The sequence below is a fragment of the Pelomonas dachongensis genome (assembly GCF_043555865.1).
GTDB lineage: Bacteria > Pseudomonadota > Gammaproteobacteria > Burkholderiales > Burkholderiaceae_C > Pelomonas > Pelomonas dachongensis.
Window position 1 is genome coordinate 279,605 of sequence record NZ_JBIGHY010000003.1, and the last position, 17,803, is coordinate 297,407.

Annotated in this window: 16 protein-coding genes and 6 tRNA genes; 7 read left to right on the forward strand and 15 right to left on the reverse strand. The window is 66.3% G+C overall.

From position 1 onward, the window contains the following. Positions 1–140 precede the first annotated feature (140 nt). Complete coding sequence (locus ACG02S_RS10480; RefSeq protein WP_394470402.1) at positions 141–689, reverse strand: RNA 2'-phosphotransferase; 549 nt, start codon at positions 687–689, stop codon at positions 141–143. Further along, positions 686–1,543, reverse strand: coding sequence for a LysR family transcriptional regulator (locus tag ACG02S_RS10485; protein WP_394470403.1), 858 nt, complete (start codon positions 1,541–1,543; stop codon positions 686–688). Before ACG02S_RS10485 ends, ACG02S_RS10480 begins: the two co-directional genes overlap by 4 nt. A 138-nt stretch (positions 1,544–1,681) precedes the next feature. On the opposite strand from ACG02S_RS10485, the gene ACG02S_RS10490 reads away from it, so the two are divergent. Then, positions 1,682–2,191 (forward strand): hypothetical protein, encoded by a 510-nt coding sequence (locus tag ACG02S_RS10490; RefSeq protein ID WP_394470404.1) that lies wholly within the window; start codon positions 1,682–1,684, stop codon positions 2,189–2,191. Here ACG02S_RS10490 and rtcA read toward each other — a convergent pair. The 4 genes from rtcA to ACG02S_RS10510 all read right to left on the reverse strand — a co-directional run bounded on the left by rtcA (position 2,181) and on the right by ACG02S_RS10510 (position 7,654). Further along, complete coding sequence (gene rtcA, locus ACG02S_RS10495; protein WP_394470405.1) at positions 2,181–3,215, reverse strand: RNA 3'-terminal phosphate cyclase; 1,035 nt, start codon at positions 3,213–3,215, stop codon at positions 2,181–2,183. The genes ACG02S_RS10490 and rtcA overlap by 11 nt on opposite strands. Before the next feature lie 20 nt (positions 3,216–3,235). Further along, positions 3,236–4,051 (reverse strand): nucleotidyltransferase domain-containing protein, encoded by an 816-nt coding sequence (locus ACG02S_RS10500; RefSeq protein WP_394470406.1) that lies wholly within the window; start codon positions 4,049–4,051, stop codon positions 3,236–3,238. Positions 4,052–4,108: 57 nt separating this feature from the next. Then, positions 4,109–5,326 carry an RtcB family protein gene (locus tag ACG02S_RS10505; RefSeq protein WP_394470407.1) on the reverse strand — a complete coding sequence of 406 codons (1,218 nt, stop codon included), beginning with the start codon at positions 5,324–5,326 and terminating at the stop codon, positions 4,109–4,111. Between the two features lie 753 nt (positions 5,327–6,079). Next, positions 6,080–7,654: a vWA domain-containing protein gene (locus ACG02S_RS10510; RefSeq protein WP_394470408.1), complete on the reverse strand. Its 1,575-nt coding sequence runs from the start codon at positions 7,652–7,654 to the stop codon at positions 6,080–6,082. A gap of 207 nt (positions 7,655–7,861) precedes the next feature. On the opposite strand from ACG02S_RS10510, the gene rtcR reads away from it, so the two are divergent. Further along, on the forward strand, positions 7,862–9,469 hold the full coding sequence (gene rtcR / locus ACG02S_RS10515) for an RNA repair transcriptional activator RtcR (RefSeq protein WP_394470409.1): 1,608 nt from the start codon (positions 7,862–7,864) through the stop codon (positions 9,467–9,469). A gap of 10 nt (positions 9,470–9,479) precedes the next feature. Here the strand turns inward: rtcR and ACG02S_RS10520 are convergent, their stop codons facing one another. From ACG02S_RS10520 to ACG02S_RS10555, 8 genes are all read right to left on the reverse strand, one after another. Continuing rightward, positions 9,480–10,040 carry an HNH endonuclease gene (locus tag ACG02S_RS10520; protein ID WP_394470410.1) on the reverse strand — a complete coding sequence of 187 codons (561 nt, stop codon included), beginning with the start codon at positions 10,038–10,040 and terminating at the stop codon, positions 9,480–9,482. 162 nt (positions 10,041–10,202) lie between these two features. Further along, positions 10,203–10,301: an SEC-C metal-binding domain-containing protein gene (locus ACG02S_RS10525; RefSeq protein ID WP_394470712.1), complete on the reverse strand. Its 99-nt coding sequence runs from the start codon at positions 10,299–10,301 to the stop codon at positions 10,203–10,205. A gap of 134 nt (positions 10,302–10,435) precedes the next feature. Beyond that, positions 10,436–10,517, reverse strand: a tRNA-Leu gene (locus ACG02S_RS10530). A gap of 116 nt (positions 10,518–10,633) precedes the next feature. After that, a tRNA-Asp gene (locus tag ACG02S_RS10535) sits at positions 10,634–10,709 on the reverse strand. A gap of 11 nt (positions 10,710–10,720) precedes the next feature. Next, a tRNA-Arg gene (locus ACG02S_RS10540) sits at positions 10,721–10,796 on the reverse strand. Between the two features lie 111 nt (positions 10,797–10,907). Beyond that, positions 10,908–10,982: transfer RNA gene (locus tag ACG02S_RS10545), tRNA-Glu, on the reverse strand. A 10-nt stretch (positions 10,983–10,992) separates the two neighbouring features. Further along, positions 10,993–11,077, reverse strand: a tRNA-Tyr gene (locus tag ACG02S_RS10550). Between the two features lie 28 nt (positions 11,078–11,105). Continuing rightward, positions 11,106–11,182, reverse strand: a tRNA-Arg gene (locus ACG02S_RS10555). 575 nt (positions 11,183–11,757) lie between these two features. On the opposite strand from ACG02S_RS10555, the gene ACG02S_RS10560 reads away from it, so the two are divergent. The 3 genes from ACG02S_RS10560 to ACG02S_RS10570 all read left to right on the forward strand — a co-directional run bounded on the left by ACG02S_RS10560 (position 11,758) and on the right by ACG02S_RS10570 (position 15,079). Next, positions 11,758–12,126: a hypothetical protein gene (locus ACG02S_RS10560; RefSeq protein ID WP_394470411.1), complete on the forward strand. Its 369-nt coding sequence runs from the start codon at positions 11,758–11,760 to the stop codon at positions 12,124–12,126. 282 nt (positions 12,127–12,408) lie between these two features. Further along, positions 12,409–14,307 (forward strand): phosphoenolpyruvate carboxykinase (GTP), encoded by a 1,899-nt coding sequence (locus ACG02S_RS10565; RefSeq protein ID WP_394470412.1) that lies wholly within the window; start codon positions 12,409–12,411, stop codon positions 14,305–14,307. 88 nt (positions 14,308–14,395) lie between these two features. Beyond that, positions 14,396–15,079: a CAAX prenyl protease-related protein gene (locus tag ACG02S_RS10570; protein ID WP_394470413.1), complete on the forward strand. Its 684-nt coding sequence runs from the start codon at positions 14,396–14,398 to the stop codon at positions 15,077–15,079. A 13-nt stretch (positions 15,080–15,092) separates the two neighbouring features. Here the strand turns inward: ACG02S_RS10570 and ACG02S_RS10575 are convergent, their stop codons facing one another. Further along, positions 15,093–15,875: a helix-turn-helix domain-containing protein gene (locus tag ACG02S_RS10575; protein WP_394470414.1), complete on the reverse strand. Its 783-nt coding sequence runs from the start codon at positions 15,873–15,875 to the stop codon at positions 15,093–15,095. A 125-nt stretch (positions 15,876–16,000) separates the two neighbouring features. On the opposite strand from ACG02S_RS10575, the gene ACG02S_RS10580 reads away from it, so the two are divergent. After that, a complete protein-coding gene (locus tag ACG02S_RS10580; RefSeq protein WP_394470415.1) occupies positions 16,001–17,224 on the forward strand; it encodes an amidohydrolase family protein in 1,224 nt (407 codons plus the stop codon). A gap of 107 nt (positions 17,225–17,331) precedes the next feature. After that, positions 17,332–17,802 carry a YiaA/YiaB family inner membrane protein gene (locus ACG02S_RS10585; RefSeq protein WP_394470416.1) on the forward strand — a complete coding sequence of 157 codons (471 nt, stop codon included), beginning with the start codon at positions 17,332–17,334 and terminating at the stop codon, positions 17,800–17,802. The last annotated feature ends 1 nt before the right edge of the window (position 17,803 follow it).

The following is a 17,803-nucleotide window of genomic DNA, read 5'->3' on the forward strand; positions in this document are numbered from 1 at the left end:
CCCGTCGCTAGAACGTGCACGCAAAAGTTCATTCAACTGTGCGACACCAGGGCTGATGCACAGCAGCGAGTTGGCTAAAGATCTCTTTCATTGCTTTCTTGAATCTTGTTCTTCGTGGTTCAGGTACTTCCAAAGGTCACTCAGGGCCAGCTAATAAAACAGCTCGGCACGGCATCGGCAAGCCAGAACGTAAAGTTGGCTTGGTAGAAGACGACGCCCTCGGCATAAGCGCGCTTCGCGTCGAGCTCCAGGAGGCAAGCGGGGCCATGCCTGCCCCCCACCGACATGGCCAACTGGCGGTCGGTGGTGAGATGGACGTACTGGCGCTTCATGGGCAGCAGCCCCGTGTCACGGATCTGGCTGAGCGCGTCGCGGGCAGTGCCATGAAAGAGCACGGCCGGAGGCTCCGCCGGCACCAACTCGATCCGCTCCGCCAAGGAGTGACCGTAGTTGGCACGAACCGCATCCCCTTGGATGGCATACCGTTGCTTCTGCGGCTCGACGAGCGCCACGACGGCCTTGACGGTCTCTGGCGTCACTGCCGGGATTGACTGCCGAAGTGCATGGACCAGCTCATCCAGTGAAACGTAGCCCTCCGGGTCGAGCTGCAAGCCGCTTCGCTCAGGCGCATGGCGAAGCAGGTAGGCCATCTGCTTGCTGACTTGCTTGAGCAGCCTCTCGTTGCTCATGTGGACGTCTTCCAAGCGTTCCCGCGATCTTGCAATGCGGCGCGCAGATGCCCAGCGGGCGTGGACTTGGCGAGGCCGCGCAGGTGGAAGCAGTGATATCGCAGCACCGGCAGCTCAGGCAGCGCGATGGCAACGACACCAGCGGGCAGGCGGCAGCAGGCATTGACGACGGCGGCGCCAGCGCCCATGGCCACGAAGCTGAGCATCAACTCCCAACCATTGGCCTCCAGTGCGACCTCCCAAGACACGTCTGCTGCCCGAAGCAGTGCAGCAAGCATCTCGCGATGCGGGCGACCTCGCGGCGGCACAACCAGACGCTCCCCGGCAAGGTCCGTCAGCTTGACCCGGGTCCTTCCCGCCAGACGGTGGGACTGCGGCACTGCCAGCACCTGCCCGACCGTGGTGAGCACCATCGACTGGAGCTGATCAGGGACATCGTCCAGCGGCGCGACGCCCAGCTGTGCCTTGCCGCAGAGCACCGCAGCCAGAGCCTCCTCGCGATTCAGCGTGAGCAGACGAAGCGGCGCTGGCGCACCGTTCTGGAACGCCTTGATACCTGCATGCAGGAGGTAGAGGTATGCGCCCTCACCCGCGGCCAGCGTCACTGGCCGCTCGGCCAAGCCGTGCAACTGGGCGAGCAAGTCGGCTGTGCCATCGCGGAGCTGACGTCCATACCGGGCGATCAGCTCGCCATGCTCCGTCAACTCCAAGGAACGCCCGACACGGCAATAGAGCGGGCGGTCTAGCCGCTCGCTGAGCTTTCGTACCTTGACGTGCAAGGCGGGCTGCGAGATGTGCAGCCGTCGAGCGGCTTCACTGAAATTCAGCGAATCGGCAAAGGCGGCGAACGCCATCACGGCGTCCAGGTCGAGGTTGGAGGGGGGCGGCATGTATATCGCTGGACTATAGGCACTTTGCCATCAGTAGTTCCTGAATAGTCCTTGCCTTCCTAGCATTGCCTCCATCAACAACACATGACTCTGGGAATTCACATGCAAAAGCTAGGCATCGACATCGGCCGCGTCCTCATCGCGCCAGATGCACCCAACGGGCGCGCTGACACTTCATTCATCGGCGGCACGCTCGCCGACGCGCTGGCGACGCCGCCGTATCTCGGCATGTTCGACGTCGTTCCGTCACTTGTCCAACGGTTCGAAGGGCGAGTCTGGCTGGTCTCCAAGGCCGGCCCCCGGGTTCAAGAGAAGACGCGGCATTGGCTGCGCCACCACCGCTTCTTCGAGCGAACGGGCATCCCATCTGTCAACCTGCGCTTTTGCCTGGAGCGGGCGCAGAAGGCCGGGCACTGCGCCTCGCTGGGCATTACCCATTTCATCGATGACCGGCCCGATGTGCTGGATCACCTGGAGGGCGTTGTGACGCATCGCTTCCTCTTTGGTCCGCAACGCAAGCCTGTTGGCTCCCGCGGCGCGGAGGCGGTCATCGACTGGCAAGCGGCAGGCCAGGCCGTCATGGCCCGCCTCGGCGGCCCAGTCACGGCATGACCGTGACCTGCCAACCGTCTCGGGTCTTCTCCGTCTGGATGCACACAGGCAAGAACTTCTGGATCGTCTCGAAGTTCGTTGTCGCGTGGTCCGTCAGCTCGGTGGCCGTGTAGCTGGCACTGCATTGACGCTGCCAAACCGCCAGAGCCAGCGGCAGCACCCACTGGTCCGTGAGGTGGGGCCCCAACGCTGCATGGCTGACCTGATACGCGCGGACTTCACGCACGACCTCCCTGGCCACCTGCTCGGCGCTCACGCCCTTCTCGCCGAAGGCCGTGAACACCTCGCTGACGTGCTCGTAGACGAGGGTCGCCAGCAGCGCGTTGCCCGGACCTTCGTTCTGCCGGCAGGCGGCTTCGCGCAGCTGGGCGTTGCTCCAGCCCAGGCTGGTGCCCAGTTGCTCCAGCTCGCGACGGGCGACCGAGCGCGGCAGTGCCGGTGCGAAGCATTCGGCATAGCTCTCAACTTTCGCCCCACGGTCGTTCAAGTCGAAGGGCTGCAGGCTGTCCTTGGCAGGCCAGATCGTGGCTTCGATCTCGCCTCCACCGGCGGGGTAGAAGCCCAGCCGTCGCAGCAAGAGGTCGGCCTTCGCGCCTAGCTTGTGCAGCAGCGGCGCGTAGCTGCGCTCCAGGAAGTGGAAGGGCGGCGCCATCGGGTTGTGCGTGCCGCCGCCCAGCTTCAAGCGGCTGGTTGCGTCGGCCAGCATCAGCGCGGGCCAGACGGTCTGCAGCACGAGCGTGCAGCTGCCCGCCGTGCCGACGTTGAACTCGTAGTCGCCCGCTCGAACCGGTCCCGGCCTGAACACCAGGGACTGGGAGTTCAGCTCGGCACCGTGGACATCCGCCCCGCACACCGCGGCGGCTGCGTTCACGCACGTCAGGTGTTGGCGCATGAGGCCAGGCTTGGCGCGGCCAGCGCGAATCTTCGTCAGCGTGAAGGGCTGGCCCGTGCACATGGACAGAGCCAGCGACGTCCGCAGGATTTGTCCTCCGCCCTCGCCGACGGAGCCATCGATTTCGATCATGTTCTTCTTCTCTTGTTGTTCTAGGTTTCCGCTCCGAAGTGCAGAACGGCGTCGTGCAGATACCGGTCCAGCTGCCGCGCGTCGGCCTTGGGCCCCTTGTCCGGCGTGAAGCTCGTCGCCTCGGCCAGCTCGGCCTCGATGAAGTCGTGGATGCCCACCCAGCGTGGGCTGGTCGCCGATTCACCGGCGCGCATCTTCACTTCGAGCAGCGCGTTCACCTCCTCAAGCACCGCACGGTCGGTCAGCGTCTGGCTGGCCAGCTCAGCGAAGCGCATCGGCGGCACGCCGCGGCCTTCACGAATCCAGCGCGCCGCCAGCAAAGGGCGCAGCACGTAGAGGTACTTCTTGTATCGAACGACCTCGCCGTACAGGTGCTCGCGCAAGTTCTTCTTGGCCATCGACACATAGTGGTGATAGCCCCGCACCGGCGAGAAGCCTTCCTCGGCCAGCGTGAGCAGGCGTGAGACCCACTCGGCATCCTGCTGGTAGACGATGGGCGAGCGCAGCCACTCCAGCAGCGTCGGGTTGGACTCCTTCAGCAGTTGCAGCGTCTTGCGCAGGTCCCAGCCGTTGATGTCCAGCTCGCCGCTGATGGGCTGCTCGATGACGTCGCGGCCGGGCTCCACGGTCAGGTACCAGGGCAGGCGGTTCACGTAGATGAAGCGCACGTCATAGTCGCTGTCGGGCGACGCGAAGCCCCAGCCGCGGCTGCCGGACTCGCAAGCGAACAGCACTTTCACGTCATGCTGCTGCTCCAGGGTCGCCAGGTTCTGCAGCACGGTGGCGCGCATCTCATCCGACACGGGATGGGCGCTCAGTACGGATTCTTCCTTCATGCTCTCCCTCCTCATTCTTTTCGGCTGAGTGGGTGAAAGCACGAAGCCCTCACCCGCTCATCCCTTCACGCAAACCACCTGCTTCAGCGTGTGCACTACTTCCACCAGGTCGCTCTGCGCGGCCATCACTGCGTCGATGTCCTTGTAGGCCATCGGGATCTCGTCGATGACGTCGGCATCCTTGCGGCACTCGACGCCCTCGGTGGCCTTGACCTGGTCCTCGACGGTGAACATCTTCTTGGCCTTGGTACGGCTCATGACGCGGCCGGCGCCATGGCTGCAGCTCTCGAAGCTCTCCGGGTTGCCCAGGCCGCGAACGATGTAGCTGCGCGCACCCATGCTGCCCGGGATGATGCCCATCTCGCCGCGCTTGGCGCTCACGGCGCCCTTGCGGGTCACGAAGACGTCCTCACCGAAATGGCGCTCCTGCTGCACATAGTTGTGGTGGCAGTTCACGGCTTCGACGTGCGCCTCGAAAGGCTTGGTGATGACCGAGCGCACGGTGGCGATCAGGTTGGCCATCATCACCTCGCGGTTCTTCATCGCGAACCTCTGCGCCCAGGACACGCCGCGCACGTAGTCGCCGAAGTGCTGCGCGCCTTCCTCGAAGTAGGCCAGGTCCTTGTCCGGCAGGTTGCGCATGTTGCGCTCCGCGTCCTTCTTGGCCAGCTCGATGAAGTGCGTGCCGATGGCATTGCCCACGCCGCGCGAGCCCGAGTGCAGCATGAACCAGACGAAGCCGACCTCGTCGAGGCAGACCTCGATGAAGTGGTTGCCCGTCCCCAGTGTGCCCAGGTGCTTGCGGTTGTTCGTTTTCTTCAGGCGCGGGTGCAGTTCACACAGCGCGTCGAACTCGTCCACCAGCGTGGCCCAGACTTGGTCCACCGTTTCGGGCGGGTTCTCCCAGCTGCCAGGGTCGCGGCCACGGTGCTTGGGCGCGGAGCCGTGCGGCACCGCCTTCTCGATCGCTGAGCGCAGGGCGGCCAGGCTGTCCGGCAGGTCTTCAGCGCGCAGCGTGGTCTTCGCGGCCATCATGCCGCAGCCGATGTCCACGCCGACCGCGGCCGGGATGATGGCCTTGATCGTCGGGATCACGGAGCCGACGGTCGCGCCGATGCCCAGGTGCACATCCGGCATGGCCGCGATGTGCTTGAAGATGATGGGCAGCTTGGCGGCGTTCGCGAGCTGCTGCTTGGCCTCGGGCTCGACCGGGACGCCCTGCGTCCACATCTTGATCGGCACGCCGCCTTCAGGTTGTTCGATGTTGTAGTTCATGTTGTTCTCTTGGCTTTTCATTGGTGGACGCGACGGGATTCGAACCCGCATCAATGCAGCAACCACGGTTTCTAGGCCAGTGGCATCGTCGGCGATTGGAAACGCGCGCCAGTGACGACCCGTCATCGGAGCCGGCACCTGCATCCTCAACCGTGCTCGCCGACCAACTTGCCTGCTGCACCTGGTGCTACCCAGGCTGCCGGCATGTCAATCATTTTTGGCAGTGGCGCTCCCTTCTGTGCCAGCGCGCCCGGAATCAAAAAAGTGATGCCCCGCTGCGACAAGGGGCGGTGAAACGTCGTGCTCTACCACTGAGCTACGGTCCCCCTGATTTGGGACCGGCGGGACTCGAACCCGCGACATCGAGCTTAGAAGGCTGTAGTTCCACCTGCATTCGCAGCAAGGCATCTCAAAAAACAGCGCGACAAGGGACGGCAAGACGTAGCCGAACTGGTTGCCCAGCTGGGGATTCGAACCCCTGGCGTACCCGATGTAGTCCTGCCAGCATTCGCGCAAAACCAGAGCCCCCGCGTGGCGACTAACAGGCGGTGAGACACGTTTTGGATGTAGTCCCACCTGCATTCGCCACGCGACGACGCGTGCTGTGTTGAAAGGTTGGTGCCCCGGGTGACGAGAGTTGCAAGAGCGGCCTACGGGCTCTCCGTTGCGGGCTTGCGGGCCCGCGCGGCCAAAGGGTGCTGTACTCCTGCAGGCATTCGCCCGGGACACCTTCCAAAGGTTGGTGTCGTGGCCTTACTGAGCGGCCAGCGACACCTTGTCGATCTCACCGACCCAGTGTTCGGCGTCCATCGTGCCGGCGGCGAAATTAGCCACCATCGTGAACACTGCATCCGAGAAGCCGCCGACATTCAGGATGTCGTGCCGCTCCGCCGCCTGCGTGGTCGCGGTGGGCTGGATGTCGATGCACACCAGGCGCGCCTTCGGGTTGCGCTGCTTGAGCACTTCCCACTCGCGCAAGGTCTGCGTCGCACCGCGCCGGTTGGCGTCGACCCAGGACTCGTTGTCCGAGACCAGGATCACCACGTCGACCGCCCTTCGCTCACGGTTCAGCACCGCCAGCGGCGCGCTGCAGTTGGTACCGCCGCCACCGATCTTGGCCAAGGCCTGGGCATTGGTCATCACCGAGTCGCGAGCGTTCAGCTGCAGCTTCACCACATCCTGCTCGAACGGCAGCACCCGAGCCTGCGGGTTCTTGCGCAACACCGCCGCAGCCACCAAGGCAGCCACGTCAATGCAGCGCACGCTGGACGTCGCCGAACCCCGGAGACCCGTCACCGCCGAGCTCATCGAGCCCGACACGTCGGGGCACACCACGACACGACCCGTCAGTGCCGGCACGTTGGACAGCGCCAGCTCCATCGCATCCTGCAACGCTTCGCGCACCTGCGCCGGCACCGACTCGCCGGCCGCCTTGAAGGCGGACAGCAGCTGGTACGGCATCACTCGCGCCTTGGCCACGGCCTGGGCGTCGCTCAACTTAGCGGCCACCACCTCGGTCATGCCGGGGAGGTCGAACACGCCATGCCGCGCGAAGGTGGCCAGGTTCTGGCGCACCATCTGCCACGAGCCCTGGCGAGCGATCTGCGCCCATTGGGGGGAGGTCAGCGGCAATGCGGTCAGCATCTGGAATGGCACGTCCGGCAGCTCGGCGGCCTCGCCCTGCGCGGCCGCACGCTTGAAGCGTTCGAAAGTCTGGGTGATGGTCGGCAGAGCCGCTTCATCGAAAGGCCGGCCGATGAGCCACGCAAACCATGCGGCACGCCAGACCTCGGCAGGCTTGGGGTGAACCATCTTGACCACGTCCGCCAGCGACGGCGTGTTTCCCACGGCAGCGTTCAGCAGTTGCTTCTCGGTCGCCGTCAGCAGCCACTGCTGCACCAGCTTCTTGGGGCGCGACCCCAGCGACTTTCGACCCACGGCGCCGCTGCGCAGGATCTGCACGAAGTTGCGCAGCATCTTGCCGTTGTCGACGACGCGCGAGAACACCTGGTTCAGCAGGGCGACATCGCGCACGGCCAGGCTCGCGGCCAGCAGCGCCGGCATGTCCTTCATGTAGCCGGACTGGCGACCGTAGATCGCGGTCTTGGCGATGAAGGCGGGCTCCAGCGTCTGGGTCAGCGCGAGCACCTGGTCGAGCTGCTGCTCAGCATCCGCATAGAAGGTGCGGCTAAGGCAGCCGGTAGCCGCCAGTTGGGCGAGCCGGTGGCGGGGACCGAATGCGTAGGCCGGGGCTTGCTCGGCGTTACGGGCCGTGGCTGCGGGCAGCAGGGCACCTTTGATCGTGTGGAAGAGCTGGGTGTTGACCATGAGGTTCTCCTCTTGTGCATTCAACGTTTCGTTTGTGCCTTCTTCATTGCAACGGGTGTGCCAGGTTTACGCGGGGCGACGTGCCCAAGCGGCAAGTCCTTGATCTGATTGAATAAAACTTGCGAGTCGTTAACTGATGAACCATCAGCGCGCTGTCCGAAATGCTTTGGAGACTAGACTTGTAGCTAGTCATACATCTATTTAGCTATGCCCAAGAAAACCGTCGTCATCGGCTTCCTCGGCTCCCAGCTCGACGCCGGCCAAGGCGCGGGCCGCTGGGAAAAGTGGCGCCCGACGGTGTCCCTTGTCCAGCATGAAGACACGCTGGTCGACCGTCTGGAGCTGCTGCATTCGCTCAAGCACACCGCGCTCGCGCAGCAGCTCGTGCGCGACATCGCCAGCGCCTCGCCGGACACTTTGGTCAACCTCGTGCCGATGGACGTGGCCGACCCGTGGGACTTTGGCGAGATGTATGCCGCGCTCTACGACTGGGCGCGCGCCTACCGCTTCGACCTCGCTCACGAGCAGTACTGGGCGCACATCACCACCGGCACCCACGTCGCACAGATCTGCATGTTCCTGATGGTGGAGTCGCGCTTCATCCCGGGCGTGCTGCTGCAGACGGCGCCGCCCAAGAAGCAGCAGGCGGGCAACCCGGGCAGCTACACACTCATCGACCTGGATCTGTCCCGCTACGACGTTCTGGCCCAGCGCTTCAACCAGGCCCACGCCGAGGCGCTGGACTTCCTGAAGAGCGGCATCCCCACGCGCAACCAGCGCTTCAACGCCCTCATCGAGGAGATCGAACGCGTAGCCATCCGGTCGCAGGCTCCGATCCTGCTGACGGGCCCCACGGGTGCCGGCAAATCGCATCTTGCACGGCGCATGTTCGAGCTCAAGAAGTCTCGGCACCAGGTGCAGGGCGATTTCGTGGAGGTCAACTGCGCGACGCTGCGCGGCGACAGCGCGGCTTCGACGCTGTTCGGCCACAAGAAGGGCGCCTTCACCGGTGCGGCGGCGGACCGGGCCGGCCTGCTGCGCACCGCCCACCAGGGCGTGCTCTTCCTCGACGAGATCGGCGAGTTGGGACTGGACGAGCAGGCCATGCTGCTCAAAGCGGTGGAGGAGAAGCGCTTCTTCCCGATGGGCAGCGACCGAGAGGTCAGCAGCGACTTCCAACTGATCGCCGGCACCAACCGCGACCTGCGCGTTGACGTGGCCCAGGGGCGCTTTCGAGAAGACCTGTTTGCGCGGATCAACCTGTGGGCGTACACCCTGCCGGGCCTGGCGCAGCGTCCGGAGGACATCGAGCCCAACATTGACCACTTGCTGGCACGGTTCGCGACGGAGTCCGGTCGCGCGGTGCGGTTCAACGTGGAGGCGAAGGCCAGATACCTGCGGTTCGCGCGCTCTGCGGAAGCACTTTGGAGCGGCAACTTCCGGGACCTGATGGCCAGCGTGACGCGGATGGCGACGCTGGCGGATGGCGGGCGCATCTCGACGGCCCTGGTCGATGCGGAGATTCAGCGGCTGCAGTGGCTCTGGAAGCCCGTGGGGAATCGCCAGGCCGAGGCCGCGGTTGAACTGGGCTCGCTGCTGTCGCCAGAGATCGAGGAATCGCTGGATCTGTTTGACAGCCTGCAGTTGGAGGCGGTCGTGCGCGTCTGCCAAGCATCCTCAACGCTGTCAGAAGCAGGGCGCCGGCTCTTTGATCGGTCCCGCGCGCAGCGCACGGTCATCAACGACGCCGATCGACTGCGCAAGTACCTGCTGAAGTTCGGGCTGACGTGGGACGTGGTCAAGCGCCCGGGCTGACCGCTCAGGGTCAGCTCAGGCGCGATTCCTTCGGCAGCCGGGCGGCCAGCCATTCATGCACGTCCGCCCGAATGCGCCTGCCCTTAAGCAGGAAGTCCTCGAAGCGGCTGGGTACGTAGGGCATGAACAGCAGCGGCATGCGCGCCTGTTCCGGCGTGCGGTCGGCCTTCAGCGCATTGCACGCGCGGCAGGCGGCGACCGTGTTCATCCAGCTGAGCGGCCCACCACGAGACGCGGGCAGGATGTGGTCGACGGTCAGGTCACGCCGCTCATGCCAGGTGCCGCAATAGGCACAGGTCTGGCGGTCGCGCCGCAGGACCTTGCCCTTGCTGTAGCAGGGCGTGATGTCGAACAGGTTCAGCCGCGAGCTGCCGCGCAGCGCCAGGATCGCTGGCACTTCGAGCACGGACTGGCGCCCGGTGTCGGCATTCATGCCGCCACGCAGCACGGCCAGCGGCTCGTCGCCGAGCGACCAGGCCACCGAGTGCGTGGCAACGTGCACCGCCGCCTGCTCGACCGAGATCCAGGCCTGCGGGAGGCCAGTGATGTCCAACTGCAATACGTCGTGCATGGCGGCCTCCTTTCTGCGACAGGCACGGTTCAAGTTCTCTGGCAGAGGCGGCAGGGTTCGAACCTGCAACCTGCGGAGTCAAAGTCCGCTGCTCTTCCAATTGAGCTACACCCCACCTGGTGTTTGGATCGACGCGGGATCAGCGCCGGTAGTGATGCCGGTTCACGCCGTCAAAACCAGCCGCTGCTCAAGCAGCAGCGCTTGAAACGTCCTCCCGGATCCGCAAGGGCACGGATCGTTGCGGCCGAGCTTCTCGATCAGCTCCTAGTGCGCGTCCACGATGCGGTCACCGCGCTTGACCTGCGTCTCAGAGGGGAACCCCTTGCGGCGCTTGCTCATGACCTCGAAAGCTGGCTTCGTTCTGGATCTTCTTCATGGTGTTCTCCCGGCTGTGGTGGTCCCCTCGGCCCGGGTCGAACGGGCATGCCTTGCGGCCACGGCTTCTGAGACCGTTGCGTCTGCCATGTCCGCCAGGGGGGTGCGAATGCGCTTGGGGTTGACCGACCGGCTTCGAACCGGTGATGCAAGGGTCACGACCTTGAGCCTTAGGCCACTAGGCGACGGTCAACCCCAAACGCACTGAATCTTCAAACTGGCGCCGCCAGCGGGCTTCGATCCCGCGGCCTCCGGTTCGACAGACCGGCGCTCTTCCAACTGAGCTATGGCGGCTCCTTGGCTCTTGGTCCGTGCGGCAGGACTCGAACCTGCAACCGTCTTCGCAGAGCAGCAGCGCTCCCCCGATTGCGCCACATACGGGTCATCCTTCAATGCTCGGAATGGTTGTCGGTGACGGGTTCCGACGCCGCCCAATCGTTGCGGCCGGTTTGCGCCTGTCGAAGCGAGAGCTCGACGACAGGCTTCTGGGTCTGGTATCCCGTGCGGGAGTCGAACCCGCCTCTTCGGCTTGAAGGGCCGAGGACCTCACCCGAAGTCCAACGGGACGTTGTTGATGTGGTGGACGCTGATGGATTCGAACCACCGTGCCGTGAGGACCTGGTTTACAGCCAGGCGCAATCGACCAACTCTGCCAAGCGTCCGTGATGCGAAGCCGAGCTCCGCTGTGTGTGGCGCCTCGTGAAGGGGTCGAACCTCCGACCTCCGGCTTCGTAGGCCGGCGCTCTTCTCCACTGAGCTAACGAGGCAATGTCATCTCGGCTGTGTCCGCACGCGATCCAGGCGAGGAAAGCTCGACTGAACCGCTGCATGCCGGCTCCGTCTGCAGAACGTGCTGGGGCACACATGCACACCAGGCTAGCCAGTGCTTGTGCACGGGCACACCCGAGATGGCATCAGGTACGACTCGGCCTGCAGGAACGCCCGTCAGCGCAGCTCTGAGGGAATCGACGTGAACAGCAGGAGCCAAACAAAAAGCCCGGTTCCTGGGGGAGACCGGGCTTCTGGGGATCGCGAGATCCCTGGAGGTTGAAAGCTTCAGTGGGCTGGAGCTTTCCCCGGTCGTGTTGCATCACCCTCGTATCGGTCATGGCGCGGCTGGCTCAGTGCCAGCACGCTCTCATGGCGCCCCGCGGCGACGCACAAGGCCATCTCGCCCGGGAAGGGGCGCTTGGCGTTAGTGGCGTGGACTAGGCGAGACATGATGAGACCGAATGGGTTGGGGGTGAATCAACGAATGAGCGGATTGTGAAGAGTGTTCACGTCAACGTCAACCCTGTGGGAGCACCTAGAATGAATGTGAAGTGTTTTCACAACACAAGCCGTGTCCAGCATCTCGACGTTTCGCCGACTCAACGCCCTGTCGCTCTTCCAGGCCTTCGCCGAGGAGCGCATCGCGGCGGGCGACCCGCCCAAGGGGCTCGAGGCCGCGTGGGCTGCGCGGATCGAGGTCAGTGGCGCTACGTGGTCGATGGCCAAGAGCGGCGCCCGGCCCATCGGCGACAAGCTGGCGCGACAGATTGAGCAGCACTGCGGCAAGCCAGCCGGTTGGCTGGACGATGAGCGGGCGCCGACGGGGCTGTCGCCCGGCGAGCAACAGTTCCTGGCGCTGGCTTTGAAGGCGTACAGGGGCACAAACAGTGACGGGCGCAAACGCCTCAAGCAACTGCTCAGAACGTTCGACGGCCAGTGAACCCCGATGCGGGCAGCCCGGAGAGCTTGATTGCCGCCGCCCGCTGACACCGCTGTGTTTCATCGCGTTTCACGACGAACGACCGCAAACGGTCGCCGACTGACAGGTCCACCGCGCCACAGGCGCCGCCAGCATGGACCTATTCTTGTTTTGCATGGCACCACCCGCCTTGGTGGTTACGGCGTGATTACATTGGCTCAGACAATCCTGGCCCCAGGCCCGGTGTACTTGGGCCAGCTCCAGGGGCTGTCCCAAACACATCCCCATGATTGGAGCTTTCCCATGAACCAACCCGCCATGCAGGGCCTGCGGCTGAACCTGCCTGATTACGTGAAGAACGCCCGGCTCATCGCCTGGGTCGCCGAGATCGCGGCGCTGACCGAGGCCACCAACGTCTACTGGTGCGACGGCAGCACCGATGAGTACCAGCGCCTGTGCGACCAGCTCGTCGCTGCCGGCACCTTCAAGCAGCTGAACCCGGCGCTGCGCCCGGGCAGCTACCTCGCCAACTCCGACCCCAGCGACGTCGCCCGCGTTGAGGATCGCACCTTCATCTGCTCGGAACGTCAGGACGACGCCGGCCCCACCAACAACTGGATGGCCCCGGCCGCCATGCGCGAGCTGCTGCAGACCGGCCAGGCTGACGGAACCCCCGCGCTGTTCAAAGGCTGCATGCGCGGCCGCACGCTGTACGTCGTGCCGTTCAGCATGGGTCCGCTGGGCAGCCCCATCGCCCACATCGGCGTGGAGCTGAGCGACAGCCCGTACGTGGCTGTCAACATGCGCACGATGACGCGCATGGGCCGCGCCGTCGTCGAGTTGCTGGGCACCGATGGCGAGTTCGTGCCCTGCGTGCACACGGTCGGCGCGCCGCTGCAGCCGGGTCAGGCCGACGTGAGCTGGCCGTGCAACGCCACCAAGTACATCGTCCACTACCCCGAGACGCGCGAGATCTGGAGCTACGGCTCGGGCTACGGCGGCAACGCGCTGCTGGGCAAGAAGTGCTTCGCGCTGCGCATCGCGTCCACCATGGGCAGAGACCAAGGCTGGCTGGCCGAGCACATGCTGGTGCTGGGCGTCGAAAGCCCCACCGGTCAGAAGCGCCACATCGCCGCCGCCTTCCCCAGCGCCTGCGGCAAGACCAACTTCGCGATGCTGATCCCGCCCGCCGCGTTCGACGGCTGGAAGATCACCACCATCGGCGACGACATCGCCTGGATCAAGCCGGGCAGCGACGGCCGCCTGTACGCCATCAACCCCGAGGCCGGCTACTTTGGCGTGGCGCCCGGCACCAACGCGCACACCAACCCAAACTGCATGGCCAGCCTGCAGCGCGACGTGATCTTCACGAACGTGGCGCTGACGGATGACGGCGACGTCTGGTGGGAAGGCATGACGGACACGCCGCCCGCCCACTGCATCGACTGGCAGGGCAAGGACTGGACGCCCGAGATCGCCAAGGCCACCGGCGAGAACGGAAAGGCGAGGCCGGCGGCCCACCCGAACGCGCGCTTCACGATCGCCGCCACCAACAACCCGGCGCTCGACGAGAACTGGGACAACCCAGCCGGTGTCGCCATCGACGCGTTCATCTTCGGCGGACGCCGCTCGACGACGGTGCCGCTGGTGACCGAAGCGCGCGACTGGGCCGAAGGCGTCTACATGGCCGCCACGATGGGCAGCGAGACCACCGCCGCCGCCGCAGGCCAGCAGGGCGTGGTGCGCCGCGACCCGTTCGCGATGTTGCCCTTCATGGGCTACAACATGGCCGACTACTTCCAGCACTGGCTGGACCTGGGCGCCAAGCTGCAAGCGTCCGGCGCCAAGCTGCCGGCCATCTACTGCGTCAACTGGTTCCGCAAGGGTGACGACGGCAAGTTCGTCTGGCCCGGCTACGGCGAGAACATGCGCGTGCTGAAGTGGATGCTGGACCGCCTGGACGGCAACGGAGGCGGCACCGAGCACGTGTTCGGCGTGACACCCGGCTACGCCGACCTGAACTGGCAGGGGCTGGACTTCTCGCCGGCCCAGTTCGACGCCGTGACCCGCATCGACACCGCCGAGTGGCAGGCCGAGATGCGGCTGCACGACGAGCTGTTCGCGCAGCTTGCCCAGGGGCTGCCAGCCGCGCTGCCGCAGACGCGCGAGCGCATCCAGGCCCGCCTGGCCGCCTTGGGCTGACGCGGCGCCGTCGCCCGCCGCCCGGCACCCCGAACCTGGGGGCCGGGCGCGGCCGGGTCTTCATCTGCTGCGGCTAAGCTGGCGCTCGATGTCCAGCTCCGCCCCCCTCTTCAGCCCGGCCGCGCAGGCCCGCTGCATCCCCTTCATCGTCTTCATGGCCTTCCTGGCGCTGCGGGGTTACCTGCCCGCCGACCTGGGGCTGGACGCGCGCTGGATCTACGGCGTCCAGACCGTCGTCGTCGCCGGCCTGATGGCCTGGTACTGGCGTGGCTACGGCGAGCTGGTGCGGCAGAACCTGCCGGACGCCAGCGAGGCCGCCTGGGCCGTCATCGTCGGCATCATCGTGTTCGTCATCTGGATCCAGCTGGACGCGCCGTGGATGCAGCTGGGCAGCGCCACCGCCAGCTTCGTGCCGCTGGACGCCCAGGGCCAGCCCATCTGGCCGCTGATCGCGCTGCGCCTCATCGGCGCGGCGCTGGTGGTGCCGCTGATGGAGGAGCTGTTCTGGCGCTCCTTCCTGATGCGCTGGATCGAGAACCCCGTTTTCGAGCGCGTGGACCCGCAGCAGGTGGGCGCGCGCGCCATCGTGCTGTCGACCTTCGTCTTCACGCTCGCGCACACGCTGTGGCTGGCGGCCATCGTCGCGGGCCTGGCCTACGCGTGGCTGTACCGCAAGACCGGCAAACTGTGGATGGCGGTCATCGCGCATGCAGTGACCAACGGCATGCTGGGAGTGTGGGTCATCGCGACCGGCCGCTGGGAGTTCTGGTAAACCGCGAGTCGCGTCAGGCGCGTGTGCCGCCACCCGCCACGCCCTTGCGCTGGCCCAGCCCCGGCCGCTCCAGATCGCGGAACGCCTCGAACACCCATGACCGCAGGCCAATGACGACGCTGTAGGGCCGCTTTTCGGCCGACGGCAGCTTCTGGTCCAGCAGGTGCTGGCGCGCGAAGTCGTCGGCGGTGCGCTGCAGCCGCTCGGCCAGCTCGCGCGCATGGCCGGCGCCGAACTCGCCGTGCACCAGCGTCAGCAGTTCGCCCTCGCCGTCGAATCCGCCGGCGAAGAAGTCGGCCATCACGCACTCGCGGAAGAAGGTCATCACCGGACCCTGCGGGCGCCAGCGCAGCGTCTTAGCGACCTTCAACTTGTAGCGGTTGTGCGGGCGCAGCTCGATGACACCGAGCCGGTCCAGCTTGGCCAGCGCCGCGACCGCATCGGCCTCGCTGAGCCGGTAGCGCGCCAGCACGTCCTCCAGCGCCCACAGGCTCAGGCAGCAGATGGCCACCAGCAGCAGCTTGGGATCGGCCACGACCGCCTTTTCCTGCTCCAGGCTCAGCTCGCGCTGCGCGGGCGCCTCGCGCGCCAGCCGCGCGGCCAGCTCGGCGAAGTCCAGCTTCAGCACGCGGCAGATCTCATCCACGCGCGACAGCGGCATCTCGCCGCCCGGCGCCAGCATGCGTTTCACACTGGACTCGGACAGGTCCAGTTCGCGCGCCAGCTCGGCATAGCTGCGGCCCTGGCTCTTCAGTTCGGCCTTGATGAGGGCCACCAGCGATTGCGTGCTCGACATGGGCGCGAACGGTAGCGCATGCCGGCACCGGCGGACGCAGCCGCCGCGACGCCGCGACAAAACGACGGCTGATGCAGGGCGCGCCGTGAAGCTCGCGGCCCTCGGCAACCCCTGACCCTTCGCCTATGCTCAATCGACGCCACCTGCTGTGCTGCGGCGCCGCCGCCGGCCTGTTCACCGCGCTCGCCGCTCCCGCACGCGCCGGCCTGCTCAAATCCTGCCGCAGCGGCATTCCCGACGTGCTGCGGCCGCTGCTCGCGCGCACCTTCGACGGGGTGGATGTGCAGCAGCTGTGGGACGTGCACACCCACCTGCTGGGCACCGGTGATTCAGGTTCCGGCTGCACGGTCAACGCGCAGCTGAGCCAGTGGTGGCACCCGGTGGAGATGCTGCGCAAGCGCTTCATCCTGAACGCCGCCTGCGTGCCGGCCGACGCGCCCAGCGTCGACCGCGTCTATGTGCAGCGGCTGCGCGCGCTGGCCGACGAGTTCCCGGTCGGCGCGCGCTGGCTGCTGTTCGCGTTCGACCACGCCTGCGACGACGCCGGCCGGCCGCACGCGGCGCACACCACCTTCCACGTGCCCGACGCCTACGCCGCGCGCATCGCCGCCGAGCATGCGCAGCGATTCGCCTGGGTCGCGTCCATCCATCCCTACCGGCCCGATGCGCTGGCGCGGCTGGATGCGGCCCTCGCGGGCGGCGCCGTCGCGCTGAAATGGCTGCCGTCCAGCATGAACATCGACCTGCGCGACCCGCGGCTGCGCCCGTTCTACGACCGCCTGGCGGCCACGCGGCTGCCGGTCATCGTGCACTGCGGCGAGGAGCGCGCCGTGCCCGGCGCCGGCCGCGACGAGCTGGGCAACCCGCTGCTGGTGCGCGCGGCGCTGGAGCGCGGCGTACGTGTGGTCATCGCGCATTGCGCGTCGCTGGGTAGCGCGCTGGATCTGGACCAGATTCGCCCGCGCGAGGTCCCGGCCTTCTCGCTGTTCGCGCGGCTGATGGACGAGGACTGGGGCGGCCGGCTGCTGGGCGACATCTCCGTCGTGCTGCAGACCAACCGCCAGCCCCACGTCGGCCGCACGCTGCTGGCGCGCGACGACTGGCACCCGCGGCTGTTACACGGCTCCGACTACCCACTACCGGGCATTCCCGCCGCCGTACGCCTGCCCCGGCTGGTGGATGCCGGGCTGCTGGACGCCACCGACGCACCCGCCCTGGCGCAACTGCGCGAGCACAACCCGCTGCTGTTCGACCTGGCGCTGAAACGGCTGGCGCGCTGGCGCGGCGCGCGGTGGTCGGCAGCGGTTTTTGCGACCCGGCCGCACTTCGATCAGGCACCGGTATCGTGAAACGCTACTCCGCGGCGCTCGCCGCGCGCCTCGGAACTATTCCCGCGTGCACACCCCCCGGCTTCGCGCAACATCGCGCCCATTCCAAAACCAGCCAGGGAGCCACCATGTCATCCACCCCGTACATCCGCCGCGACAGCAGCGCCTGGCGCCTGCAGGTCTGGATCTCGTTCGGCCTCAGCGTGATGCTGTGCGGCTCCGGCCTGGCCTGGCTGCCAGGCCAAGACCTGGACCGTGCCTTCATGGTGATGGGCTACGTGTTCTGCCTGTCCACCGCGTTCGCGCTTGCCAAGTTCATCCGCGACAACCAGGACCGCACGGTCGATACGCCGATGTGGCGCATCGTTGTGTGGGCGGGCTTCGCGCTGGCCATGGGTCTGACGGGCTGGGGCCTGTGGCGCATGGAGATCCAGCCGGTGTGGAAGGCCTATCTGGGCGTCAGCTGGCTGTACCTGATCTCGAACGTGTTCACGCTGGCCAAGATGCTGCGCGACGCGCACGAGGCCGACCTGCTGCAAGCCCGCATGCAGGGCCGTCGCGAAGCGGCGGCTGCGCAACCTGACATCGGCAACGCCTGAC